Annotated in this window: 21 protein-coding genes; 11 read left to right on the plus strand and 10 right to left on the minus strand. The window is 70.5% G+C overall.

Going from position 1 to position 23,994, the window contains the following annotated elements:
• Window positions 1–28: 28 nt before the first annotated feature.
• Genes BLQ91_RS19140 through BLQ91_RS19150 form a run of 3 tightly spaced genes read left to right on the plus strand, consistent with a single transcriptional unit; the run spans window position 29 to window position 6,262 of the window.
• Window positions 29–1,423, plus strand: a complete 1,395-nt coding sequence (locus tag BLQ91_RS19140; RefSeq protein WP_245733664.1) for a TIGR02677 family protein — start codon at window positions 29–31, stop codon at window positions 1,421–1,423.
• Entirely contained in the window at window positions 1,420–2,496 is a 1,077-nt protein-coding gene (locus tag BLQ91_RS19145) for a TIGR02678 family protein (protein ID WP_090098268.1), read from the plus strand. The genes BLQ91_RS19140 and BLQ91_RS19145 overlap by 4 nt, the downstream gene beginning before the upstream one ends.
• The gene (locus BLQ91_RS19150; protein ID WP_090098269.1) at window positions 2,489–6,262 is read left to right on the plus strand and encodes a TIGR02680 family protein; all 3,774 of its coding nucleotides are present in this window, start codon (window positions 2,489–2,491) and stop codon (window positions 6,260–6,262) included. The genes BLQ91_RS19145 and BLQ91_RS19150 overlap by 8 nt, the downstream gene beginning before the upstream one ends.
• Here BLQ91_RS19150 and BLQ91_RS19155 read toward each other — a convergent pair.
• On the minus strand, window positions 6,259–6,768 hold the full coding sequence (locus BLQ91_RS19155; RefSeq protein WP_090098270.1) for a hypothetical protein: 510 nt from the start codon (window positions 6,766–6,768) through the stop codon (window positions 6,259–6,261). The genes BLQ91_RS19150 and BLQ91_RS19155 overlap by 4 nt on opposite strands.
• A gap of 69 nt (window positions 6,769–6,837) precedes the next feature.
• On the minus strand, window positions 6,838–7,305 hold the full coding sequence (locus tag BLQ91_RS19160; protein WP_176959825.1) for a helix-turn-helix transcriptional regulator: 468 nt from the start codon (window positions 7,303–7,305) through the stop codon (window positions 6,838–6,840).
• 59 nt (window positions 7,306–7,364) lie between these two features.
• On the opposite strand from BLQ91_RS19160, the gene BLQ91_RS40360 reads away from it, so the two are divergent.
• Window positions 7,365–8,009 carry a cytochrome P450 gene (locus BLQ91_RS40360; RefSeq protein WP_143022716.1) on the plus strand — a complete coding sequence of 215 codons (645 nt, stop codon included), beginning with the start codon at window positions 7,365–7,367 and terminating at the stop codon, window positions 8,007–8,009.
• A gap of 117 nt (window positions 8,010–8,126) precedes the next feature.
• On the opposite strand, the gene BLQ91_RS19170 is transcribed toward BLQ91_RS40360, so the two are convergent.
• Both BLQ91_RS19170 and folP read right to left on the minus strand, forming a co-directional pair.
• Window positions 8,127–9,065 (minus strand): hypothetical protein, encoded by a 939-nt coding sequence (locus BLQ91_RS19170; RefSeq protein WP_090098273.1) that lies wholly within the window; start codon window positions 9,063–9,065, stop codon window positions 8,127–8,129.
• Between the two features lie 14 nt (window positions 9,066–9,079).
• Window positions 9,080–9,904 carry a dihydropteroate synthase gene (gene folP / locus BLQ91_RS19175; RefSeq protein ID WP_090098274.1) on the minus strand — a complete coding sequence of 275 codons (825 nt, stop codon included), beginning with the start codon at window positions 9,902–9,904 and terminating at the stop codon, window positions 9,080–9,082.
• Window positions 9,905–9,966: 62 nt separating this feature from the next.
• Between folP and BLQ91_RS42125 the strand changes: the two genes are divergently transcribed.
• From BLQ91_RS42125 to BLQ91_RS19195, 4 genes are all read left to right on the plus strand, one after another.
• Complete coding sequence (locus tag BLQ91_RS42125) at window positions 9,967–11,013, plus strand: DUF2786 domain-containing protein (protein WP_245733665.1); 1,047 nt, start codon at window positions 9,967–9,969, stop codon at window positions 11,011–11,013.
• Window positions 11,014–11,107: 94 nt separating this feature from the next.
• Entirely contained in the window at window positions 11,108–11,590 is a 483-nt protein-coding gene (locus tag BLQ91_RS19185; protein WP_090098276.1) for a hypothetical protein, read from the plus strand.
• Between the two features lie 63 nt (window positions 11,591–11,653).
• A complete protein-coding gene (locus BLQ91_RS19190) occupies window positions 11,654–11,878 on the plus strand; it encodes a GlsB/YeaQ/YmgE family stress response membrane protein (RefSeq protein ID WP_090098277.1) in 225 nt (74 codons plus the stop codon).
• A gap of 912 nt (window positions 11,879–12,790) precedes the next feature.
• Window positions 12,791–12,979 carry a hypothetical protein gene (locus tag BLQ91_RS19195; RefSeq protein ID WP_143022717.1) on the plus strand — a complete coding sequence of 63 codons (189 nt, stop codon included), beginning with the start codon at window positions 12,791–12,793 and terminating at the stop codon, window positions 12,977–12,979.
• On the opposite strand, the gene BLQ91_RS19200 is transcribed toward BLQ91_RS19195, so the two are convergent.
• A complete protein-coding gene (locus BLQ91_RS19200) occupies window positions 12,980–13,828 on the minus strand; it encodes an SWIM zinc finger family protein (RefSeq protein ID WP_090098279.1) in 849 nt (282 codons plus the stop codon).
• A complete protein-coding gene (locus BLQ91_RS19205; protein WP_090098280.1) occupies window positions 13,821–16,796 on the minus strand; it encodes a DEAD/DEAH box helicase in 2,976 nt (991 codons plus the stop codon). Before BLQ91_RS19205 ends, BLQ91_RS19200 begins: the two co-directional genes overlap by 8 nt.
• Window positions 16,797–16,826: 30 nt before the next feature.
• On the opposite strand from BLQ91_RS19205, the gene BLQ91_RS19210 reads away from it, so the two are divergent.
• Window positions 16,827–18,356 carry an aromatic amino acid ammonia-lyase gene (locus BLQ91_RS19210; protein WP_342670653.1) on the plus strand — a complete coding sequence of 510 codons (1,530 nt, stop codon included), beginning with the start codon at window positions 16,827–16,829 and terminating at the stop codon, window positions 18,354–18,356.
• 367 nt (window positions 18,357–18,723) lie between these two features.
• On the opposite strand, the gene BLQ91_RS19215 is transcribed toward BLQ91_RS19210, so the two are convergent.
• Both BLQ91_RS19215 and BLQ91_RS19220 read right to left on the minus strand, forming a co-directional pair.
• A complete protein-coding gene (locus tag BLQ91_RS19215) occupies window positions 18,724–19,008 on the minus strand; it encodes a MoaD/ThiS family protein (protein ID WP_090098281.1) in 285 nt (94 codons plus the stop codon).
• Window positions 19,005–20,084 carry a WD40/YVTN/BNR-like repeat-containing protein gene (locus BLQ91_RS19220; RefSeq protein WP_090098282.1) on the minus strand — a complete coding sequence of 360 codons (1,080 nt, stop codon included), beginning with the start codon at window positions 20,082–20,084 and terminating at the stop codon, window positions 19,005–19,007. The genes BLQ91_RS19215 and BLQ91_RS19220 overlap by 4 nt, the downstream gene beginning before the upstream one ends.
• Window positions 20,085–20,231: 147 nt before the next feature.
• Between BLQ91_RS19220 and BLQ91_RS19225 the strand changes: the two genes are divergently transcribed.
• On the plus strand, window positions 20,232–21,914 hold the full coding sequence (locus tag BLQ91_RS19225; protein WP_090098284.1) for an acyl-CoA dehydrogenase family protein: 1,683 nt from the start codon (window positions 20,232–20,234) through the stop codon (window positions 21,912–21,914).
• Here BLQ91_RS19225 and BLQ91_RS19230 read toward each other — a convergent pair.
• The gene (locus BLQ91_RS19230) at window positions 21,911–22,540 is read right to left on the minus strand and encodes a TetR/AcrR family transcriptional regulator C-terminal domain-containing protein (RefSeq protein WP_090098286.1); all 630 of its coding nucleotides are present in this window, start codon (window positions 22,538–22,540) and stop codon (window positions 21,911–21,913) included. The two genes, BLQ91_RS19225 and BLQ91_RS19230, sit on opposite strands and share 4 nt — an antisense overlap.
• Window positions 22,541–22,608: 68 nt before the next feature.
• Here BLQ91_RS19230 and BLQ91_RS19235 point away from each other — a divergent pair, with 68 nt between their 5' ends.
• On the plus strand, window positions 22,609–23,049 hold the full coding sequence (locus BLQ91_RS19235; protein WP_090098288.1) for an ester cyclase: 441 nt from the start codon (window positions 22,609–22,611) through the stop codon (window positions 23,047–23,049).
• Here the strand turns inward: BLQ91_RS19235 and BLQ91_RS19240 are convergent.
• Window positions 23,046–23,945: an asparaginase gene (locus tag BLQ91_RS19240; protein ID WP_245733666.1), complete on the minus strand. Its 900-nt coding sequence runs from the start codon at window positions 23,943–23,945 to the stop codon at window positions 23,046–23,048. The genes BLQ91_RS19235 and BLQ91_RS19240 overlap by 4 nt on opposite strands.
• Window positions 23,946–23,994 lie beyond the last annotated feature (49 nt).

Genomic DNA, 23,994 nt, shown 5'->3' on the forward strand with positions numbered 1-23,994 from the left:
CCCGCGGCGACAAGCTACGGTGACACAGGTGACGACGTTTCCCCCGGTGCCCGCGGACCTGTTCCGCTTCACCACGACCGGCCACGCCGAGCTGCACACCGCAGTGGTCCGCGTGTTCGGGGTGGCGAACGAGCGCCTGGAAACCGTCCTCACGGCCGATGACGTGCAGCAACGGCTCCGCAGCGTCGGCTGGTCCGAGCAGGTGGCGGACGACGAGCTCGCCGCCTCCCTGACCGCGCTGCGCGGCTGGGGCCTGCTCGACGCGAGCCGGCAGCAGTACGGGCTCACGAAGCTCGGCGAGGCCGCGTACGCGGGCCTGAAGCACGCGCTGGAGACCCTCACGGGCAGCGGCTCGCTGCAGACCGCCGTCCTGGACGCGATCGCCAACCGGCTCGACGAGCTCGGCAAGCCGCTGGACGACCGCGGCACCTTCACGAAGCTGATGGAGCTCGAAGGCCACCTCGACACGCTCAAGGTCAACACCACCCGCTTCAACGCTGACCTGCAGCGCCTGCTCCGCGACGAGGACGCCGACCTCGCCACGTTCCAGGACCTCAAGCGCACGACGATCACCTACCTGCGCGACTTCATCGCCGACCTCGACGACCGCAAGCAGCGGATCCGCGACGCGATCAGCGCCATCGACCCCGCCGAGCTGCACGAACGGGCGCGCAGCGGTGCCGGTCCCCACCTGGACCCCGAAGCGTGGCTGCGGCAGCGCGCGGCGAACTGGACGAGCCTCGAGACGTGGTTCGACAGCGCCGACGAGCTGCAGGACGTGTCGCGCAAGGCGATCGTGCAGCTGCTCAGGGTCCTGGACCGGATCAGCGAGCAGCGCAGGAAGCCCACGAACACCGCGGCCGACTTCCGGGCGCTCGCCAGGTGGTTCGGGCGCACGGGGACCGAGGCCGAGGCGCACGAGCTGTTCAACGCCGCGTTCGGGCTCTACTCCTCCCGCCACGCCCACCTCGCGCACGCCGACGGCGAGCTGATCCCCAGCGGCGAGGCGTGGGAGAACACGCCGCCGGTGCCGGTGTCGCCGCAGCTGCGCGCGACGGGCAAGCAGGAGCACATCGGCAGCACCGGCAAGGTCCGCAACGTCGACGAGGTGCGCCGCAACCGCCGCGTCCAGGCGGAGAAGGAGCGCGCCGAGCTCGAGCACGCGTGGTCGCAGATCAAGACCGACGGCGCCGTCCGGATCTCCACGCTCACGAACCTGGACCACGACACGTTCCACCGCCTGATCGACCTGGTCGGACGCGCGCTGGGCAGCGATCCGGACAGCACGGGCACGCGCACGGCCGGCACCAGCGACGGGCGCATGCAGATCAACCTCCGCAACGCCCGCGGCTGGGCGACCATGACCACCCAGAAGGGCACGCTGAGCGGGCCCGACTACGTGATCGACGTGCAGAGCCGATGAGCCGCACGGGAAACCAGCTCGCACGGCTGGAGAGCGAAGAGATCGCGCGTGGCGTCCGCTTGCTGCTCGCGCGTCCACTGGTCACGGCCAGGCAGGACCACGACGGCTTCGACCTCATCAGAAGGCGCCGCGAACCGATCGTGAAGTGGTTCGACTACTACTGCGGCTGGCGCGTGCACGTCGAGCCACGCGCCGGATACGCGCGTCTGTTCAAGACGACGCAACGGCCTGATAGCACGCGTCCGGTGTTCGACCGGCGGCGCTACATCGTGCTGTGTCTCGTGTGCGCGGAACTGTTGACCACGCCCACGATCACGCTCGACGCGCTGACGGCACGCACGCAACAGGCCGCCGCCGCTGAGGGACTTCCGCCGTTCGAGCCTGCCCGGCGTGCCGACCGCAACGCGTTCGCCGACGTGCTGAACTTCCTCGAAGAGCACGGCGCGGTCGAGGTCGGCGAGCAGGTCCGCGCGGACCCGGCGCTCATCACGCGTCTGCTGTCCGCTCCCGTTCCCGCCTCCACAGTGGACACGGTCGAGGACCTCACCCGCGAGACCAGGTACGACAACGCGCATCGCAGCGTGTGGCAACGGCACTCCGTGATGCGCAGGCTGATCGACGACCCCGTGGTCTACAAGGAAGACCTGAGCGAGAGCCAGATCGCGTTCCTCACGTCGCCGTCCGGGCGCAAGGTCGTCAGGACCGGCATCGGGCTCGCAGGCTGCACGCTCGAAGAACGCGCCGAGGGTTTTCTCGTGGTCGATGCCGACGCCATCGCCACGGACACGAGGTTCCCGGACGACGACAGCCACGCGAAGGTCGCCGCGTTGCTGTTGCTCGACCGGTTGGCACAGGGACCCGCGTCGTTCGAGGACCTGGTCGAGGAGACGCGCGAGCTGCTCACGAAGTTCCGCAACTGGGCCAAGGCCTACCAGTCGGACGGTGGCGCGGGCAGACTCGCGGCGGACGGGATCGAACTGCTGGAAGCGTTCGGTCTCGCGCGCACGGAGAACGGCGTCGTTCGCAGGCTGCCCGCGGCAGCCCGGTACGCGGTCGAGGAGCTGCATGACTGACCGGTGGCAACCCAGCCGCGCCGGGATCATCAACGTCTGGCGCTACTACGACGAGATCTTCTCGTTCTACCAGGGCAGACTGCTGCTCAGGGGTCCCAACGGCACGGGCAAGTCGAAGGCGCTCGAGCTGCTGCTGCCGTACCTGTTCGACGCGAACCTGCGCCCGCACCGGCTGTCGACGTTCGGCAGCGCGGACCGCACCATGCACTGGAACCTCATGGGCGAGGGCAACCAGGGCAGCACCCGCGTGGGGTACGTGTGGCTGGAGTTCCAGCACGGCGAGCAGTGGTTCACGTGCGGTGCGCGCCTTCAGGCCACCACGAACACGTCGAACGTCAACGCCACGTACTTCACGACGTCGCTCAGGGTCGGTGACCTGGCTCTGGTGAATGAGGCCGGACGGCCGTTGACCAAGACCGACCTCGTCGAGGCGATCGGTGAACACGGCGTTGTGCACGCCTCACCGGCCGATTACCGGCACACGGTGCGCACGACGTTGTTCCCCGGTGTGAGTGAGCAGCGGTACGACTCGCTGATCACGGCGTTGCTGCAGCTGCGCACGCCGAAGCTGTCCGAGCGGCTCGACCCCGGCGTGCTGTCGTCGTTGCTGTCCAAGGCACTTCCGCCGCTGGACCAGTCCGACCTCACCGAGATCGCCGAGGGGTTCGAACGCCTCGACCGCCGGCGCGAGGACCTCCGCCGTCTCGACGAGGAGATCACCACCGCCGAACGGCTCGCGGAGGTCCAGCGCACCTACGCCCAGCGCGTTCTCGGGGCGGCGACCTGGGCGCTCGAGACGTCGTCCGAGCAGCTCGAGGACGCCACGCGGGCCGCGCGGATGAGCGAACGGCGCTACCAGCGCCAGGTGACGCTGACCGACGAGGCGTTCGACCAGCTCGCGGCCCTGGGACGCGAGGCGAGCGCGGTCGGCGCGCAGATCGCCGGCATCTCCGACCTGCCCGCCTACCAGGAGGGCAAGCAGCTCGACCTGTTGCGGCAGCAACTGTCCGCCGCGACCCAGCGCGCCACCGAGGCCGCCTCGCACGCCGCGAAGCTCCGTGCGCGCGCCGTCGCCGAGGAGGAGCAGGCCGGTCAGGCCAAGTCCGACGCGGCCGCGCGAGCCGATGACGTGCGCCGATCGGCTGTGCAGGCGCGGGAGGCCGCGGAGCTGGCGGGCATGCCGTCGGTGTTCGAGGAGATCGAGTCGGGCAGCGACGCACGGGCGGGACGTCAGCTGCTCACCGCCGCCGTCGACTCCCGTTCCGCCGAGATCGGCTCCATCATGCGTGCCGTTGCCGCGCACGGGAGAGCCGTCGAGGCACGGGACGCCGCGCGTCAACGGCTGGAAGAGACCCGTGACGAGCTGGACCTCGCCACCGAGGCGGAGGTCGCGGCGCAGCAGGCGTTCGAGCAGGCGCTGGCGAAGTTCCGCGCGGACTTCGAGACGTGGGCACACGGCTGCTCCGAGCTGAACGTGTCCGACCACGGCGAGATCGTCGAGGCCGCCGCGCTCGCCCGCGAGGAGTTCAGCCGCATCGAGGCACGTCTGCACGAGACGCGCACGGCGTTGAACGGCCAGCTCTCGCAGTACACCTCCATCCGCGAGAAGCTCGCCAACCAGATCGACGTGCCACCGCCCGCTCCGTACACGCGCGACGTCAAGTACCGCGCGTCTGCCGCAGGAGCTCCCCTGTGGCGACTGGTCGACTTCCGTCCCGGCACGCCACCGCACGTGTGCGCCGCGGTCGAGGCGGCGCTGGAGGCCTCGGGTCTGCTGGACGCGTGGCTCACCCCGGACAGCTCGTTCGGCGTCTCCGACCTGGACCGCTTCGCCGAACCGCTGCTCTCCGGCCCCGCGCCCGGCACCACGCTGCTGGAGGTGCTCGTCACCGACGACGAGCGCTGCCGGCACTTCCTCGACAGCATCGCGTTCGGCGACACGGCTTCCGGTCACACCACCGCCATCGGCGCGGACGGCACATGGCGCCTCGCGAACGCGCACGGCCGTTGGAGCAAAGACTTCCCCACCTACATCGGCGCGGACTCCCGCAAACGCGCCCGTGCGGGCCGCATCGCCGAGCTCACGGGCCTGATCGAGCAGCTGGCCACGGACGTGTCCGGGGTGGACGCCGCGCTGAACCAGATCGCCGTGCGCCGCGCGACTCTGGCGGGCGAGCTGTCGCGGCAGCCGTCGACCGACCCGGTCGAGATCGCCGAGGAGCAGCGGACCAAGGCGCAGCTGCGGTGCGCGGCCCGCAAGGACGCCGTCGCCGCGGCCGCCCAGCGCGTGTCCGACGCCGAGGCCGCCCTGGCCCGCCTCGGCTCCCCCGCCGCCCTGCCGGACGTGGAGGCGCTGGCGAAGTTCGGCACCGCCTGCCACCGCTGGCTCGACGACCGCCAGGCGGCGTTCGCGGCGGAGACGTCGTCGGTCGAGGCCGGCAGCCGTGCGTCGCTGAGCAGCACCCTGGCCGACGAGGCCGAGGAGACGGCGGCCGCCCGTCAGCAGGAAGCCGCCGACCTGACCATCAAGCTGGAGACCGTCGAACGGTCCACGGGCTCCGAGTTCCACGCCCTCGACCAGCAGCTCATCTCGTTGCGAGCCAAGGCACTGGAACTGGCCGAACAACGCGAGCTGCTGCAAGACAAGCAAACCGGCCTGGCGCGCACCCTCGGCACGTTGGAGGAAAAGCGCAAGATAGACACCGCACGCGCCGCAGAAGCCACCATCGCCCACGAGGCGGCCGAAGCCCGCCACCGCCACCTGACGGGCGGCCACCTGCCCGCCGACGCCGGCGAGGTGCCCGAAGGCGGTGTCGACCCACGCCTGATCCGCGACGCCGAATCGCGCCTCAGCATGGCCGTGCACGAGGCACAACAACAACTCGCAGGCCGCATCACCCTGTCCCTGGACGCCGACGACGACGTCACCATCCTCACCGCGGCCCTCGACGGCACGCGCATGGGCGCGCACGCCCTGCTTCACAGGCTTCAGGCCGAACGCGACCGCATGCGCACACACATCACCGACGGCGAACGCGACCTCTTCGACCAGACCCTCACCGGCGACACGAGAAGGCACATCGCCCAACGCATCCAGGACGCCGCAGACCTGGTCCGCACCATGAACCAACGCCTGGAGCGCGTCCAGACCGCCTCCGGCATCCGCGTGCAGCTCGACTGGCAGGTGGACGCCCAGCTACCGCCGGGCACAAGAGAGGCCCGCGACCTCCTGCTCCGCTCAGACCTCAACGCCGACGAGCACGAGCAACTGCACCAGTTCTTCCGCGAACGCGTAGAAGAAGCACGCGCCAACGACACCGCGACGGGCTGGGAACAACAACTAGCCCAGGTGCTCGACTACACGACGTGGCACCAGTTCGTCGTGAAGGTGGACCGCGGCGAAGGCTGGGTCCCGGTCACCAAGCGAGTGCACGGCGCCCTCTCCGGCGGCGAAAAGGCGATCGTCCTGCACCTCCCGCTCTTCGCGGCGGCCGCGGCCCACTACCACTCGGCCCCGCACGCACCACGCCTGATCCTGCTGGACGAGGTCTTCGTGGGCGTCGACGCCACCAACCGCGGCCAGTTGCTGGAGCTGCTGGTCAACTTCGACCTGGACCTGGTCCTCACCTCGGACCACGAGTGGTGCGACTACCGGGAGCTGACCGGCATCGCCATCCACCAGCTCACGACCGGCACCGACGGCGATGACGCCGTGACGACCGTGCGCTTCACGTGGGACGGGCACAGCCTCACGGCCGACGACTAGCTGCCGAGCAGGGCGAGTTGTGCGCGCTGCTCATCGGTGACGGGGAACGACGGGTTGTGCCGCGGGTAGATCTCCGCGGCCTCCCACAGCTCGGCCCGCACACTGGCCGCGACACCGATCTTGCGGCCGCGTGCCCGCAGGTCAGCGGCAACGGCCGCCGCGTCGAACAGGTACACGGAGTCGACGACCATCGGCCGCGTCGTGCCACGGGAACTGGCCGCAGCCGCCTTGGGTCCGGCGAGCACCAGGTACAGGTCCGGCCCGTCTTCCCTCACGTCCAGGAGGCCTTCCCGCTTGAGGTACCACTTCACGTCCACCGACCGGCCGTCGTCCAGCCTGCCGTTCACCCCCTTGGGGCCCTTCTCCAGCACGATGCCGAAGACCTGGGCGGCGATCCACTCGCCGAGGTGCCCGGTCAAGGCCGGCCGTCCGATGTGCGCCGCCAGCTCGGCGTCGATGCGGTTGCGCTCCTTGATGAGCGCGGCCACCCGATCCATCTCCGTCACGTCAACACCCCGTCGACCAGCACCGCGTTGCCCTCTTGCCGGGACTGTCGTTCTGGCCGGTGCTTCGCGTTAGCCCCTGCCCGCGAGGTCGTCCGCGAAAAGCGGCACCAGTTCTCCGCGCGTCGCTATCCCGAGCTTCGCGTAAGCGTGGGACAGGTGGTTGTCGACGGTCCGCACCAAGATCACCAGCGACTCGGCGATCCGCCGGTTCGTCAGCCCCCGCGCCGCCAGCACCGCAACCTCCCGCTCCCGCTGCGTGAGCGGCACCAGGGACGTCCGCGCCAACGCAGGCGTCCGCGCCCCCTCGCACGCCCCGATCAGCTGCCCGAACAACACTCGATCACCCGACTCGGCAGCGGCCTCTGCGGCGTGCAGCAGGAACCCGGCTTCCTCGAACCGCGAAGCCACCTCGGCCAGCCCAGCAGGATCGTGGCGCACCAACGCCTCCGCGTGCGCCGCGAACACCAGCACCAGCAGACCGGTGGTGGTGGAAGCGAGCTCTCGCAACCGTTCGACGGCTTCAGCCGCACGACCCAACCGAGGAGGACAGGGACGAGCTCCGCCGACTCTCCGGCGAGCTGCTCGCACCGCAGACGATGGCCGACGCATTTGTCCGTTTCGCCGGATACGTGCGGCAGCTCTTGGACATGAAGGAGCCTGGCGACGACGTCATCACGGAGCTCCGGGACGAACCGAACCTCGTCCCGAACCTCGTGCTGCTGATCACGGCGGGACACGAGACCACCGTGCAGCTCATCGGCAACGGCCTGCTGGCGCTGCTGCGCGATCCCGCGATGAAGCGGAGGGTGATCGACGATCCGATCGCGCTGCCGGAGGTCGTCGAGGAGCTCCTGCGCTACGACGGCCCGTTCGCCACGGGCATCGTTCGCGTCGCCACCGGTGACGTAGTCGTCGGAGGGGTCACGATTCCGAAGTCCTCGCAGGTGACCGTCTCACATGGAGCGGCGAACCGGGATCCGTCCCGGAACTCGCGCTCGCCGCTGAGCACGAGTGGCGGGAGTCTTTCATCCGAGGCTTGGCGTCATTTCGCGTGCGACCGAAGCCCTGACGGCAGCACGGGCCGCCGACAGGTCGTCGACGGCGTAAATTTCCGGACAGGAGGCGATCACGAGGTCCTTGTCCGACGCGACGGTCAGCAAAGAAACCTTCTCGGTCAACGACTTCGCTTGTCGAACCACCCCCTTGGCATCGACGCGGATCAACGTGACCCACGTCTCTGACCAGGGAAAGTCCGCGACGGCGCTGGATTTGCGCAGGCCTTCCACATCGAACTCGGCAAATCTGGGCATGACACCAAGATAACGAGTCGAGGTAGCGGAAAGGCAAAGATCACCCTTTCACCGCAATGCAGCCAGCAGATGGGACACGTTGACACCCACGGCGTCCGCCAACCGGCGCACGACTTCCGGAGCGGGTGCCAACGGGTGTGTCTCGCGCGTGAACGGCAGGCCTTCACCGCCGGAGAACTTCGACTGCGGCGTGACAGGGGCCAGGATCGGGTAGACGCGCCAGCGCGGCACCTTCGAGTCCGCCATCGCGAGCGTGTTCTCCTGCCAGAGCATCACGGCGGACTGCTTGGCGTTGCGCGCGAGGACGCAACCGTGGCCCGTGAGCGTGATCGCGCGCGCAGCAGCCCGCACGGCGTTGCGGAACTCGCCCTCGACGACCCACACGCCGTTCATGAACTCCGCGGTGAAGCCTTCGGTCTCCAGCGCGGCGATCGTTTCGGCGTGCTGGTCGTCCGCCACGGCGGTGGCCAGTTCGACGACCTCCTGGACCTCCGAGGCGGTCACCACGCGCGCACCGGCCTCCGTGGAGGCGTGCAGGAGCCGTTCGACGTGGCGGTCCTCCGCGTAGGCCGCCCACTCCTGCGCCTTCTCCCACGCCGACTGTGCGATGACGTCGGCCTCGGAACCGCCACGCAGCCGTGCGTCCTGCAGCAGCTGTGCGAGCGCTACGGCGATGACAGAGCTCAACAGGGCGTCATCGCGCGGCTCGTCGTCTTCGGGCACGAGAGAGGCGACCAGGTCGCGCAGCTCGCCGCGCCAGCTCTCGTCGCCCGCCCACATACCGATGGCGAGCAGGTTCAGGTAGCGGTCCGTGAGGGCCATCCGCACGAGCAGCGGCTGGCCCGCCGCTTCCCGCGCGTCGCGGCGCGCGGTCGCCTTCACCTGCTGTCGTTCCGCGGGATCCACCACGCTCACGCGGATCTTGTCGAGTTCGTCGAGGAAGTCGTCCCACCGGTCATCCGAAAACCGGGCGAAGACGTCGTCCACCTGATACCTCCAGCTCACAGTCGAGCGACGGACTCGAGTACTCGTCTGGTGCGCGCCACCTCGTGCGCGCGGAAGACCGCGGCGCCCGCCAACGCCGCGATCGCAGTCGCGACGAGGGTGCCCTCGACGCGCTCGTGCAGTTCCACGCCGAGGGTTTCCCCGACGAAGTCCTTGTTGGACAACGCCATCAGCACCGGCCACCCGGTCGCCACCAACGCGTCCGTGTGCCGCACCAGCGCGAGGCTGTGCCATGTGTTCTTGCCGAAGTCGTGTGTGGGGTCGATCAGCACGCTCTTGCGGGGCACGCCGAGTGCGACAACCTTCTCCGCGCGCGTGGTCGTCTCCGCGATGACGTCCTGCACGAGGTTCGGGTAGCTCACCCTATGCGGACGTGTGCGGGGCACGGCACCCCCCGTGTGCGAACAGACGTAGCCGGCGCCGTACTCCGCGGCGACCTCGGCCAGTCCCGGGTCCGCGCCCGCCCACGTGTCGTTGAGCAGGTCGGCACCGGCCTCGCAGACGAGCCGGCCGACGTCCGCGCGCCAGGTGTCGCTGCTGATGACGAGGTCCGGGTACGCCTCACGCACGCGCGCGATGAACGGCACGACGCGACGCACTTCCTCGCTGGAGTCGACCAGGTCGCCCGGTCCCGCCTTCACGCCGCCGATGTCGACGATGTCCGCGCCCTCGTCGACGACGCGATGCACGGCCTCCATCGCCACGTCCTCGGCGTAGGTGGCGCCCTTGTCGTAGAACGAGTCCGGGGTGCGGTTGATGATCGCCATCACCAGCGCGTGCTCGCGGACGACGGTCCGGCCGCGGAACTGGAGCTCGATCACATCCCGTGTCTACCAGGTGGTCCCCGACCTGTGCACATGGCGGACGTCTCATACTGCCTGGCGTGGAACTGGTGAAAGCGGTCGACGCGCTCTGGAAGCGCGGCTGGCTGCCGTACGACATCCGCGAGATCGTGGCGCGGTCACTCGACGAGTCGGCAACCTCTCTCGCGGTGGACGTGATCGCTTTGTCCTGTTCGCCGCATCCTCCGGCGACGGTGCACCCGCGGTGGCAGCGTCAGCTGGAGGAGATCGGCGCCTCCGTGTGGTGGGAGGGTCCGCTGCTGGAGGCGTGGGCGACGCGGCACATCGAGACCCGGTCGTACGCCGAACGCACAGCCGCCGAGCTGCTGAAGTTCCTCGGCCGGTTGCCCTCGTTGCCGCAGATCCTGCCGATGCCGGGCGACGTGCTGATGTCCGCCGTGCGCGCGGGCCTCGACCCTAAGGTCCTCAACCGGGTGCGCGGGCTCCTCGCGAAGGCCGAGTCGACGGCGTTCCCCGAGGAGGCGGAGGCGCTGTCGGCCAAGGCGCAGGAGCTGATGAACCGGCACGCCCTGGAACGCGCGATGCTCGACGCCGATCTCCCGGCCCAGGCGACGTCGCGGCGGATGTGGCTGGACAAGAGCTACTTCAAGGAGAAGTCCCAGCTGGTGCACGTGGTGGCGGAGGCGTTCCGGTCGCGGGCGGTCGCCTACGACGGGTTCGGGTTCGTCGCGCTCGTGGGCGACGAGGTGGACCTGGAGAGCGTGGAGCTGCTGTCGACATCTCTGCTCGTGCAGGCGACACGGGCGATGGTCGCCGCGGGCGGCAAGGCGGGCAAGGGCAGCGAGGCGCGTTCACGGCCGTTCCGGAAGTCGTTCCTGGTGGCCTACGCGTCCCGGATCGGGGAACGGCTGGCGGCGGTGCCCTCGGCGGACGTGGTCGAAGACGAGCGGCTGCTGCCGGTGCTCGCGGACCGCAAGAAGGCCGTCGACACGTTGTTCGACGAGATGTTCACGCGCACCCGCACCTCGCGCGTGACGGTGCGTTCGGCCGCCGGCTGGGGCGCGGGCCGTGCCGCCGCGGACGTCGCCGACATCGGCACGGGCCGGAGTTCGGTGACGTCGGGTTAGCCCCCACCCCTTCGAGTGAACTCCCGCCCGCACACAGGCCTCCGGGGCCGCTCACCCCGGAAAACCGTCAGACCCCCTCCCTAACGTCACCCCCATGACATCCACCTTCCACAACGAGATCAAGCTCGGCGAGGTCCACTACCGGCTGAGCGCGACGACGGACTCCGACGAGTCCCTGGTGCTGGAGCTGCTGGGGTCGCTCGACTCCGGCGAGGTGGTCGCCGACGGCCGGCTGCGCCTGCCGGTCGAGGGCGGCGCCACGATCGGCAAGCTCCTCTCGCGCGTCCTGGGCGCCCACACGCGCCTGCGCAGCCGCCAGCCCCGCCACGCGAACGCCAACCAGCCCTGGACCGAAGCCCTCGACACCGAACTGCGCACCGCCTGGCTCACCGCGTCCGAGGAGTCGTCGCCGAAGCTAATCAGGTCCCTGGCCGACGGGATGCAGCGCTCCCCCACCGCGATCCGGGCCCGCCTGGCCCGCGTGGGCTGCGATCCGGACGTGCCCGGCCGCGAGCTCTCCGCCACAGCCGCGGCACTGCTCGGGGGAAACTCAGGGGTGGGTCAGGGGAAGACCTGATTCGTCACACCCCGTCCCGGCGGACTCCGGAGTGACAGGCACCGGAGTCGCAGGGGGTGCGCAGTGGAAACCAGCGGTCTGTTCACGGCGCTGGTCTTCGGAGCGGCCATCGGCGGTCTGGGCCGCCTCGTGGTCCCCGGAAGGCAGCACATCTCGTTGCTCGCGACCGTCCTCGGCGTGGCGGACACACCGGGCATCGACTGGATCGAGCCGACCCTGCAGGTGGGCCTCGCCGGCGCCGGCGTGACCGCCCTGGCCAACCGCGCCAGGCCCAAGATCCACCACTGACCCTCGAGCCGGGGGTGGGCGGGCCCCCAACCGCCCGCCCCACCCACCCGTCCACCACCACCAGGCCGCAGACCCGAGCCGCCTTGCCTCCGCCCGCGACCACCGCGCCCGGACCGCAGAGCACCCAACGGGTCCACGGCCCCGACCGCACCCGGTGACCGCCCCGGCCGCCCGCATCCGCCCACCGCGCCGTTCACGCGCGCGGCCCCCGATGCGCCCGGCCCGCCTGGCTCTCCGCCGCCGCATTCGTGCCGAACGCGCCCACACCACAACGGATAGGCCGCGCCCGGACTCCACGACGCCCGGTTGAGCCCACCGCCTCACCCAGCGACCACTCCGGACGCACAGCGCGCAACGGACCACACGGCGTCGCCTCGCCGTTGACCGCCCCTACCTCCCACATCCACGCACCACACGCCCACGTCCGCCCGGCCCACCAGACCACCGACATCGGCCGCCCACGTCCGCAAGCCACGCCACCCGCGTGCAGACCACGACGTGCCCGGCCCACCAGGTCGCTCACCACCGCAGCCGCGAACTGCCGAACACCCCGCCACCCAGTCCCCACTGGCGTGCCCGTTGTCGCGAAAACTCAACAGTGGAAGCCACACCCGCCTCCAGACCGCCCCAGACCGACCCAGGCCGATCCACCCCGGATGATCAGCGAGCGTTCACCTCGGCGCCCACTCGGTCAGCCACACTGCGCGCCTCCGAGCTGATGGGGAGGACCAGTGGTCCGGTTGTGCGCAGGCCTCGCGGCCTTCGTGGTGCTGGTGTCGGTCGCACCCGCCTCGGCGTCCGCGCCGCAGCGGTTCCAGCGCTTCGACACGATGCCGGTGTTCCGCAACAGCTCGGCGGCCGAGCACACGGCCGCCGAGATCGCCGGTGCCGGCCGGCGTCGTGAAGCCGTTGGTGGGAAAGGGGCTCGCCAAGGACCTGCTGCCCGAGCTCCGGGCGGGCGGCGCCACCGCGCACGACAAGCCGGAGGGCCTCGCCGTGATCGGCGACGGCCGCTCCAAGCGGCTGGTGGGCGTGGTGGACAACGACGGCCTGGACGACGCTCCCGGCGAGTCGGTGTTCCTGCGGCTCGGCCGGCTCTGATCAGGAGCCGGCACCCTCGGGGCCGCGGTCCGGCGGCAGCGACAGGTACGCGGGGCGCAGCAGCAAGACGAGGTCCGACCGCCCGACGGTGATCGGCACGGCGTCGAGCTGGTCCAGCACCGCGTCCGCGCGCACGACCGCCGTCGGATCACCGAGGGTCAGGCTCGTCGCCGTCTGCTTCTGCCAGAACGTGTCCAGGCACTTCGTCAGCGGCGGCGCCTCCTCGCGCGCCGCCACCGCACGGGTGGCGCCGCGCAGGGTGCGCAGGCGTTCCAGCAGGTCTTCACGGCTGCGTCCGCGCCAGGCGAGGATCTCGAACGGGTCGTTGTCGAACGACTCGGCGAGCAGGTAGCAGGCGGCGGCGAGGTGCTTGCAGGGCACCTCCCAGTCCGGGCAGGTGCAGTCCATCGTCAGCTCGCGCTGCGTGGCGGGGAACAGCTGCAGGCCGAGCGAGGCGAACAGCGTCTCGATGTCGCTCGGCATCTCGCCGGCCAGCAGCTTCGCGGCGTAGAGGGCTTTGCCGGCCAGCGCGTGCTCGATGCGCTGCCACTCCGGGGTGGTGAAGGCCTTGATGGCGATGCGGGTCTTGTACGGCGTGGGGCGCGATCCCTGCACCAGCGCGATGACCATGCTGGTGGACAACGACAGCGAGAGCACCTGGCCCTGGCGGGCGTAGGTGCGGCCGCGGGTCAGGCGGCCGCCCATGCCGAACGACTCGAGCACCTCGATGAAGCGGCGCGACCACCAGGTGGCACCGATGTCACCGCGCTTGCTCCTGGCCTTGATGCCGTTGTCCACCTTGATGGTCTTGCCGTAGCGGGATCGTTCGCCGGACCAGTGCTCACTCACCGACGGCCTCCCCGGACAACGTCAGCAGGTCGCGCAGCTGCGCGGTGGACAGGTCGGTGAGCCAGTTCTCGCCGGCGCCGACCACCAGCTGCGCGAGGGCGCGCTTCTCCTCGATCATGGTGTCGATGCGCTCCTCCAGCGTGCCGATGCAGACGAACTTGCGCACCTGCACGTTGCGGCGCTGGCCGATGCGGAACGCGCGGTCCGTCGCCTGGTCCTCCACGGCGGGGTTCCACCAGCGGTCGAGGTGGATCACGTGGCTGGCCGCGGTGAGGTTGAGGCCGGTGCCGCCCGCCTTGAGCGACAACAGGAACAGCGACGGGCCCTTGCTGTCCTGGAACCGCTCGACCATGCGGTCGCGGGTGGCCTTGTTCGTGCCACCGTGCAGGAACATCACCTCGGTGTCGAAACGGGCGGCCAGGTAGGGCACGAGCATGCTGCCGAACTCGGTGAACTGCGTGAAGCACAACGCCTTGTCGCCCTCGGCGAGCACTTCCTCCAGCACCTCCTCGAGGCGCGCGAGCTTGCCGGAGCGGCCGGCGACGCGGGACCCGTCGCCGAGGAAGTGGGCGGGGTGGTTGCAGACCTGCTTGAGCTTCGACATGGTCGCGAGCACCAGGCCCTTGCGGCCGATGCCCTCGGCCTCCTCGATCTTCTCCAGCATGTCGTTGACGACAGCCTGGTAGAGCGAGGCCTGCTCGGTGGTGAGGTTGCACAGCTGGCGCATCTCGACCTTGTCGGGCAGGTCGCTGATGATGCGCGGGTCGGTCTTGACGCGGCGCAGCACGAACGGGTTCGTGATCTTGCGCAGGCGGGCGGCGGCGTCCTGGTCGTTGTGGCGCTCCACCGGCACGGCGAAGCGGGCGCGGAACGTGTTGACCGTGCCGAGCACACCGGGGTTGGCGAAGTCCATGATCGACCAGAGCTCGGCCAGGCGGTTCTCGACGGGCGTGCCCGTGAGCGCGACCCGGTGGCGTGCCTTGAGCTGCCGGACGGCCTGCGACTGGCGCGTGGCGCTGTTCTTGATGTTCTGCGCCTCGTCGAGCACCACGCGGTCGAAGGTCAGGTCGCTCAACGCCTCCGCGTCGCGGGCCGCCAGCGCGTAGGTGGTGAGGATCAGGTCGTTGCTCTCGACGGCCTCGCGCAGGGCGTCGCCGTCTAGGCGGTCGGCGCCGTGGTGCACGTGCACCGAGAGCTCCGGGGTGAACCGGGCCGCCTCGCGCTGCCAGTTGCCGACGACCGACATCGGGCAGACCAGCAACGTGGGCGGCCGCTTGCCTCGCGCGCGGCTGAGCGCTTCCAGGGCGAGCAGCTGCACGGTCTTGCCGAGGCCCATGTCGTCGGCGAGGCACGCGCCCAGGCCGATCTTGTCAAGGAACGCGAGCCACGCCAGGCCCCGCTGCTGGTACGGGCGCAGGCGCGCACCGAAGCTCTCCGGCGGTTCGACGGGTTCGAGCTGTTCGTCGGCCTTGCCGGACAGCAGGTCACCGAGCCAGCCGTCGGCTTCGACGGAGGTGAGCGGGAGCGGGAGGCTCTCGTCCTCCTCGGTCAGTCCGCTGTGGAGCACGACCTCGGCCGCCGTCATCTGGCCGCCACCGCGCTTGAGGAACGCGAGCCCCGCGGCGAGCCGCTTCTGGTCGACCTGCACCCACTGGCCGCGGACCTTCACGAGCGGCACCTTGGCCTTCGCCAGCTCGGCCAGTTCGGTGTCCGTGAGCGCGTCCTCGCCGAGAGCGAGCTCCCACCTGTAGTCCACAATGGACTTCAAGCCGATCTCGCTCTCCTTGGCGACGGTGCCCGCCGTGCCGCGGCTCTTGGTGGTGAGCTTCAGACCGAGCCTCGTCGTCTGCTGCCACCACGACGGCAGCAGCACGCCGAACCCGGCCTGCGCCAGCACGGGCGCTGCCTGCAGGAACCGGTAGGCGCCCTCCGCGCCGACCTCCATCTCGGCGGGGTGCGAGCCGCGCAACGCCTCGTCGAGGTCCGGGTGCAGCTTGCTGGCGCGTCCGAGGTCGGCCAGCAGGTGCTCCTGGGGTGCCGGGATCCAGCGCCGCAGCACGCCGTCGTCCGCGAACCACACCTGGTGCGCGGGCACGAGCACGCTCGGTTCGTCGACGGCCTGCAGCAGGAACTCGACGGCCCACTCGTCCTCTTCGCGCTGCTCGGGCGAACGCAGCCGGAAGCACGTGCGCACCGGGCTCTCGTTGCCCGCGCTGTCCTGCCACCGGTCGAGCTGTTCGCGCAGTTCGTAGAGCTCCACCGGGTCGGAGTCGAACGCCGGCTCGCCGGTGAGCGCGGCGAGCCACGACTCCGCGGTCGTCGCTCGGCCGCGGCGGCGCGGCGCGATGTCCAGCCCGTTCAGCCGGGCCCTGACCTGCTCGTCGATCGCTGTCGCGAGCGCGGCGCGCACGAGTTCCGCGGGGTCGCTGACGATCTCCTCGCACCGGCACGCGGGCGGCATCGCGGCCTGGAGTGCCGCGAACCGCGCCGAGTCCGTGCCCGACAGCACCGGCACCCACCGCGCGACGGCCCGGTCCGGTGCGACCGAGGGGAGCACACGTCCGCGGTCGACCAGGTCGGCGGCGAACCCCGCCACATCGAACACGAACCGTGCGGAGTCGCTGAGCCGCACCTCGACGCCGAGTTCCGGGGCACCTTCGAGGCGGATCGTGGGGACACCCCACTGCCGCAGCTGCACCTTGCCCCGCGGCGCCCGTCCCGCCGTCAACGGGTCGCGCACCAGCTCCGGCGATGCCATCGGCCCCGACGAGTACGACGGCAACAGCAACGCGCGAGTGGTCGTTGTGGAGGGTTCCCGTCCGAGCGCGCCCGCCAGCACCTCGGCCGCAGCAGCAAACGGGTGCGGCGCGTCCCGCCGCGTGCTCTCGCTGCGTGCGGGCAGCCCGGAATCCTCGGCCCACAGCGCGAGCGCGCCGTCGGTCGTGCACAGGCCATGCAGTACGAGCACCTGTGAACCCTATGTGCTCACATTGGCGCCATGGTCGAAGCCTCCCCTGTCGTGCTGGACGGTCAGTCCCTCAGCGCCGACGACGTGGTGCGCGTCGCGCGGTACCACTCCCCGGTGGCGCTGCACGCTGACGGCCTCGCACGCCTCGAAGCGTCGTGGCGCGCGAGCCAGCGCTTAGTGGTGCGACGACAGGTCTACGGCCGCACGACCGGCGTGGGTGCGAACCGCGACCAGATCGTCAGCACGGAGGGCTGGGCCGAACACGGCCTGCGCCTGCTGCGCAGCCACGCGGGCGGCCTGGGCGGCATGCTCCCCGAGGAACAGGTGCGCGCCATGATGGTCGTGCGCCTCAACCAGCTCCTCGCAGGCGGCGCCGGCGTTCGCCCGGCCGTCGCCGACGCGCTGCTCGCCGCGTTGAACAGCAGCTGCTACCCCGGCGTGCACGAGTACGGCGCCATCGGCACGGGCGACCTCACCGCGCTCGCCGAAACCGGCCTGACCCTGCTCGGCGAGCGCTACTGGCTCGGCTCGACCCAGACCCCCGACCCGATCGAGCTCGACTCGGGCGACGCACTCGCCCTGATCAGCAGCAACGCCCTCACCATCGGCATGGCGGGCCTCGCCTGGAAGGACGCGCACCAGCTGCTGAAGGCCACGAGCGTGGTCGCCGCACTCTCGTTCCTGGCCGTCGACGGCGCCGTCGAGGCCTACGACGAACGCGTCCACCAGGGCCGCCCGCACCCCGGCCAGGTGGCGGTCGCCGCCGAGATGCGCCGCCTGATCGGCGACCCACCGCGCCCGGCGGCCCGCATCCAGGACCCGTTCGGCTACCGCTGCTTCCCGCAGATCCACGGCCCGGCCGTGGACGCCGCCACCGACCTGGCCCGCGTGCTCGACGTCGAGTTCAACGCCGCCGCCGAGAACCCGCTGATCGTCGCCGACCACTTCGGCCCGTCCGACGACGCCGCCTACCACCACGGCGCCTTCCACAGCGCGTACCTCGGCCAGGCACTCGACCGCCTGCGGCTGTCGATGCTGCACACCGGCCACCTGTCCACCGCCCGTCTGGCCACCCTGGTCGAACCGAACTTCACGGGCCTGCGTCCGTTCCTGGCGGAGGGTGTGCGCGGCAGCTCGGGCGTGATGATCCTCGAGTACAGCGCGAACTCCGCGCTCGCCGAGGTCCGCACCCTCGCCGAGCCCGCGAGCATCGGCAACGCCGTCGTGTCGCGCGGGCAGGAGGAGAACTCGAGCTTCGCCTTCCAGTCCGCTTCGCAGGCGCTGCGATCGTTGAGCGCGTTCCGGCTGGTGCTGGCCTGCGAGGTGGTGGCCGCCGTCCGCGCGCTGCGGCTGCGGGGGGATCACGCCGGACACGCCGTCGTTGCGGGCGGCTTTCGAGGCCGCGGAGTCGAAGCTGAACCCGGACATGGCGGACCGGCAGCTGAGCCCGGACGTGGAGGTGGCTTCGGGGCTGCTCGACGACTTCGCGGCGTGCTGACGAGCCGGTGGCCAGGCCGGGTGGGCGGCTGTCAGTTCGAGGCAAGAGCGAAGGCAGGGTGAGGGAACGGAACCGCTCGGCGGCAGCGGGTGCGAGCGGTGCGTTGGCCTGGCTCGGCCGCCGACCTCGAAGTGGTGAGGCTGGCGACGCGGCGACCAGGGGTGGGCGCGGGAGCGGGTCGGCACGTGAGCGGGTTGGAGTTCTCGGACAGCGCCGGGCCGCACCACGTCTCCGGGTTCAGCCGGCGCCACCCGACCACACCGCGCCGCTCCACCGCGTCACCCAGCCCACACCCTCTGGCGGCGGGTGGATCCCCGACGGACGGGATGGCGAGGGCCGCGATGCGGCCGGAAGGGCGAGCATCCAACTCCCACCTCCACGTCCGGGGTGCGCCGCCAACCCCGATCGGCGCACCCCGACCGCGTCCGGTCAGCCGCCGGCCACCGAGGGCAGGATCTGGATCTCGGCACCCTCGGCCAGCGGTGTCGCCGGGCCCGAGAGGCGGCGGCACTCCTCGCCGTTGACGTAGAAGTTCACGTAGCGGCGCAGACCCGCTCGTTCGTCGCGCAGGCGGCGGTCGAGGCCCGGGTAGGTGTCTGCGAGGACGTCGAGGGCCGCGGCCAGGGTGGCTGGTTCGTCGACGTCGACGTCGAGGTGGGCGGCGCCGTCGGTGGCCGTGCGGAGGACGCCCGGGATCAGGACCGTGACCTTCACGTGGGCAGCACCGCCGCTCGCACCGACATCACGTCCGGCAGGTGGGCGGCGACCTGGTGCCAGGTCTCGCCCTCGTCGGGGCTCGCGTAGACCTCGCCCGAGCGGGAGCCGAAGTAGACGCCGGGGATCTCGGCCGTGTCAGTGCACATCGCGTCGCGCATCACGGCTGTCCAGAAGTTGTCCGGCAGGCCCGCCGACAACGGCTCCCAGGACTCGCCCGCGTCGCGGGAGCGGTAGACGCGGCACCTGCCCTCCGGCGGGAAGCGGCGGCCGTCGGCCTCGATCGGGAACGTGAAGATCGTGTCCGGGTCGTGCGGGTGGACGACCATGGCGAACCCGAAGTCCGTCGGGAGGCCGTCGGCTATCGACTGCCAGGTGTCGCCTCCGTCGTCGCTGCGGTAGACGCCGTGGTGGTTCTGGGCGTAGAAGCGCGTCGGCGAGGAGGGGTGCTGGGCGACCTTGTGGACGCATTGGCCGAACTCCGGCCACGGGTCCGGGAAGAAGTACGCCTTGATGCCCTTGTTGCGGGCTTCCCAGGACTTCCCCCCGTCGGCGGTGCGGTAGACGCCGCCGGTCGACATCGCCACGAGCACCCTGTCCGGGTCGACCGGGTCCGGCACGATCGTGTGGACGGCCTGGCCGCCGAAGCCCGCGTCCCACTCCGGGCGGTGCGGGTGGTTCCAGAGGCCCTCGACGAACTCGAACGAGCGGCCGCCGTCGGCGGACTTGAACAGGGCCGAGGGCTGGGTGCCCGCCCAGACGACGCCCGGCTGGGAGGCGGGTGCCGGCTGGAGTTGCCAGACGCGTTCGAGCGCGGCGCCCTCGACCGGGAACGCGATCGGGGGTGAGGCGGACTCCTCCCACGTGGCGCCCAGGTCGTCCGAAATGGACACGCCCGGGCCGAAGTGCGGTGAGGCCACGCCGGCCAGCAGGCGGACGCCGGCACGCGTGTCGAACGCGACCGCGTACACCTCCTGCATCGGGTGGTGGGGGCCGTCGACCTCCCACGTGACCCTGTCCTCGCTGCGGGCGAGCCACAGCCCTTTGCGCGTACCTATCGCCACGACCACCGTCATCGCAACGCAGCCTCCAAGCCAGGCGGGATGTGATGCGGAGCACGTTACGCCGGAGGTCCGACAATTTCCGGATGAGCGGGAAACCCCACGTAGACCCGCAAGTTACTGACTGGTAGCGTCCGGAGCAGGAGACGCAAGGAGGCGCCAGTGCTGCTCGACCCGAACCACTACGACCCCGCACACCTCGACGACGAGACCCGCCGCCTGCTCAGGGCGACCGTCGACTGGTTCGAGGCTCGCGGCAAGCGGCAGCTGATCGCGGACGCGCAGGACAGGGTCTGGTACACCGAGTTCCTCGACTTCGTGAAGCGGGAGAAGCTCTTCGCCACCTTCTGCACCCCGAGCAGCGTCGACCCCGCCAAGCGCTGGGACGCCGCCCGCAACGCCGCGTTCAGCGAGGTGCTCGGCTTCTACGGCCTGCAGTACTGGTACGCGTGGCAGGTCACGGTGCTCGGCCTCGGTCCCATCTGGATGAGCGGCAACGCCGAGGCCAAGAAGAAGGCGGCGGCCCTGCTCGACAGCGGCGCGGTCTTCGCGTTCGGCCTGTCCGAGAAGGAACACGGCGCCGACGTCTACAGCACCGACATGATCGTCACGAAGACAGATGACGGTTACCGGGCCAACGGCAGCAAGTACTACATCGGCAACGGCAACGTCGCCGGCATGGTCAGCGTCTTCGGCAAGATCGACGACGAGTACCTCTTCTTCGCCGTCGACAGCGGGCACGAGAACTTCAAGCTGGTCAAGAACGTCGTCGACAGCCAGATGTTCGTGAGCGAGTTCCGCCTCGAGGACTACCCGCTGACCGACGCCGACGTCCTGCACCGCGGCCCCGACGCGTTCTCCGCCGCGTTGAACACCGTCAACGTCGGCAAGTTCAACCTCTGCACGGCCAGCATCGGCATCTGCGAGCACTCGTTCTACGAGGCGATCACGCACGCCCACAACCGGATCCTCTACGGCAACCCGGTCACGGACTTCCCGCACGTGCGCCAGAACTTCGTCGACGCGTACGCGCGCCTCACCGCGATGAAGCTCTTCTCGGACCGCAGCGTCGACTACTTCCGCAGCGCCAACGAGAACGACCGCCGCTACCTCCTCTTCAACCCCATCACGAAGATGAAGGTGACGAGCGAGGGCGAGAACGTCATCGACCTGCTCTGGGACGTCATCGCCGCCAAGGGCTTCGAGAAGGACACCTACTTCACCCGCGCCACGGCCGACATCCGCGCGCTGCCCAAGCTCGAGGGCACCGTCCACGTGAACCTCGCGCTGGTGCTCAAGTTCATGCCGAACTACTTCTTCAACCCGGCGCGGTACGACGAGGTCCCGACCCGCCACGACGCCGCGGACGACGACTTCTTCTGGCACCAGGGTCCCGCGCGCGGTCTCGGCAAGATCCAGTTCCACGACTGGGAGCCGATCTACGCCGAGCACGCCCACTTGCCGAACGTCGCGCTGTTCCACGAGCAGGCGAACGCGATCAAGACCCTCCTCACCACCGCGGCGCCGGACGCCGAGCAGCAGAAGGACCTCGACTTCCTGCTCAACCTCGGCCACCTGTTCACGCTGGTCGTCTACGGGCAGCTGGTGCTGGAGCAGGCCAAGATCACGGGGACCGACGACGCGGTCCTCGACCAGGTCTTCGACGTGCTGGTCCGCGACTTCGCGGGCTACGCGACCGCGCTGCACGGCAAGGCGAGCAGCACCGAGGCCCAGCAGCGGTGGGCCGTGGCGCAGATCCGCAAGCCGCACGTCGACCAGGCCCGCTTCGACGCCGTGTGGCAGCAGGTGGAAGCGCTTTCCGGCCGCTACGAGATGCGCCCCTAGGACCGGTAGCGCTCCAAAGCCGCGATCAGGAGCTCGAGCCCGAACTCGAACTCCTGGTCGTGGTCGTAGGTGCCCAGCTCGTCCATCACGCCGGCGGACAACGGGAACGCCGACATGTCGACGTCCTCGTACGGCGACAACGCGATCCCGCCGAGCTCGGGAGACGTGGCGACCTCCCGCATCAGCGTGCCCAGCAGGTACGACACCATCGCCCGCATCATCCCGACGGCGACCCCGCCCCGGAACCCGGCGCGGTCGAAGTTCCCCAGCGCCGCCTCGATCGTCCGGAACCCCGCCTCGCTGCTGAGCCGCCGCGTCGCCAGCATCACGAACGCGCGCGGGTGCCGCCGGGCCAGTTCGCGCACCGCCCGCGCGTGCGCCCGGATGTGGTCGCGCCAGTCGTCGCTGTCCACCTGGTACGGCCGGGCGTCGGCCATGATCCGCTCGGCGGCGAGGTCGACCAGCACCGCCTTGTTCGGCACGTGGTTGTACAGCGACATCGTGCCCGCGCCGAGCTCGGCGGCGAGCCGCCGCATCGAGACGGCCTCGACGCCTTCGCGTTCGATCAGCCGCACCGCCGCGTCGACGATGCGTTCGCGCGTCAGCGGTTCACGGGGCGGTGACACTGGCGTAGACCCTGTGGCGTGGAGTAGCTTCCGTGCGACGTACGGCGTACGTAGGAGGGTCTCGCCGCATGACGGAGTCCAAGGCGCTCAGAGCGCTGCGTGAAGCGATCGTCTTGGAGCACATGGAGTCGCAGAACGACCACGACTTCGACACCTCCCTGAACACGTTCCCACACCCCCGCTACGAGATCATGGCGTCCGGCCAGGTGTTCGAGGGCGTGGACGCGGTTCGCGACTACTGGCAGCGCACCCGCGCGGCCTTCCCCGACCAGCGCAGCAAGGTCATCGACGTCCACCACGCGGACGACGCCGTGATCCTCGAGTTCGAGTTCCAGGGCACGCACCTCGGCAGCCTCATCGGGGAAGAAGTTACCGGACGGTCGTTCAAGGTCAGGATGGTCGGGTTCTTCCTGTTCGACAAGGACGTGCTGATCTGCGAACGGGTCTACGGCGACACCGCGACGGTGATGGCCCAGCTCGGCATGCTCGAGTTGCCGGAGCAGTTCTAGAAGACGACCCGCACCTCGCCGACGACCTCTCCCCCGCCCAGCACCGGCACGGACAGGTGCTCCTCGGCGGGTGACACGTCGACCCCCATCGCCGCGAGCGCCGTCAGCCCGATCGCCGTGGTGGCACGGGGGTTGCCGTCCAGCACCTTCACCGCCACCGCGTGCCCGGCCGCCGTCGCGAGCACCAGCACGCCCTCCGCGCCGCCCTTGGCGACCACGCCCGGCAGCAGCCGCATGACCGCCGTGTTGACGTGTCCGGTGCCGCCGACGTACTCGGGAAACCGGCGCATGGCATCAGCGACCGGCGTGCGCACCAACCCCTGCATCGCGCGCGCCAAGCCGCGCAACGACAACGCGTGCACGGGCGCACCGCAGCCGTCGACCGCAGTGTGCGCGATGTCCTCACCGGCGAGTTCGGCGACGGTCCTCGACACAAGATGCTGCAACGGATGCGTCGGTTCCAGGTAGGACTGCGTCGGCCACCACGCCGCCACGCACGCCGCCAGCATCGCCGCGTGCTTGCCGGAGCAGTTCATCCGCACGCGCGACGGCTCGGACACCCGCCGCCGCGTCTCCTCGTCCTCCGGCCACGACGGAGGGCAGCGCAGCAGGCCCACCGGCAGGCCGCCGAGCAACCGCACCACCAGCTCGACGTGCCGGTTCTCCCCCGTGTGCGACCCTGCCGCGATCGCGAGCGCCGGTCCCGCGAGAGGTGCCCCGGCGGACAGGCACGCCAACGCCTGGAACGGTTTCGTGCACGACCGCGGCAGTACCGGGTCCTCCACCGCGCCGGCGGACACGCCGACGGCACCGGTCGGCAGCAAGCCGATGACGCTGCCGTGGTGCAGGCTCTCCACGAACCCCGACCGGGTCACCTCAGCGAGCAGTGCGGGCACGGGAAGCCTCCAGCCGGTCGGCCGGCCCGGACAGCGGCACCAGGAGATC

It is taken from the genome of Lentzea jiangxiensis (genome assembly GCF_900104175.1).
In the GTDB taxonomy this organism is placed as follows: Bacteria; Actinomycetota; Actinomycetes; order Mycobacteriales; family Pseudonocardiaceae; genus Lentzea; species Lentzea jiangxiensis.

Excerpts from the sequence above, each read along its gene's own strand:
- BLQ91_RS19185 (WP_090098276.1), top strand. The coding sequence starts at position 11,108 with ATGACATCCACCTTCCACAACGAGATCAAGCTCGGCGAGGTCCACTAC.
- BLQ91_RS19145 (WP_090098268.1), top strand. The coding sequence starts at position 1,420 with ATGAGCCGCACGGGAAACCAGCTCGCACGGCTGGAGAGCGAAGAGATC.
- BLQ91_RS40360 (WP_143022716.1), top strand. The coding sequence starts at position 7,365 with ATGGCCGACGCATTTGTCCGTTTCGCCGGATACGTGCGGCAGCTCTTG.
- BLQ91_RS19150 (WP_090098269.1), top strand. The coding sequence starts at position 2,489 with ATGACTGACCGGTGGCAACCCAGCCGCGCCGGGATCATCAACGTCTGG.
- BLQ91_RS19210 (WP_342670653.1), top strand. The coding sequence starts at position 16,827 with ATGGTCGAAGCCTCCCCTGTCGTGCTGGACGGTCAGTCCCTCAGCGCC.
- BLQ91_RS19220 (WP_090098282.1), bottom strand. The coding sequence starts at position 20,084 with ATGACGGTGGTCGTGGCGATAGGTACGCGCAAAGGGCTGTGGCTCGCC.
- BLQ91_RS19235 (WP_090098288.1), top strand. The coding sequence starts at position 22,609 with ATGACGGAGTCCAAGGCGCTCAGAGCGCTGCGTGAAGCGATCGTCTTG.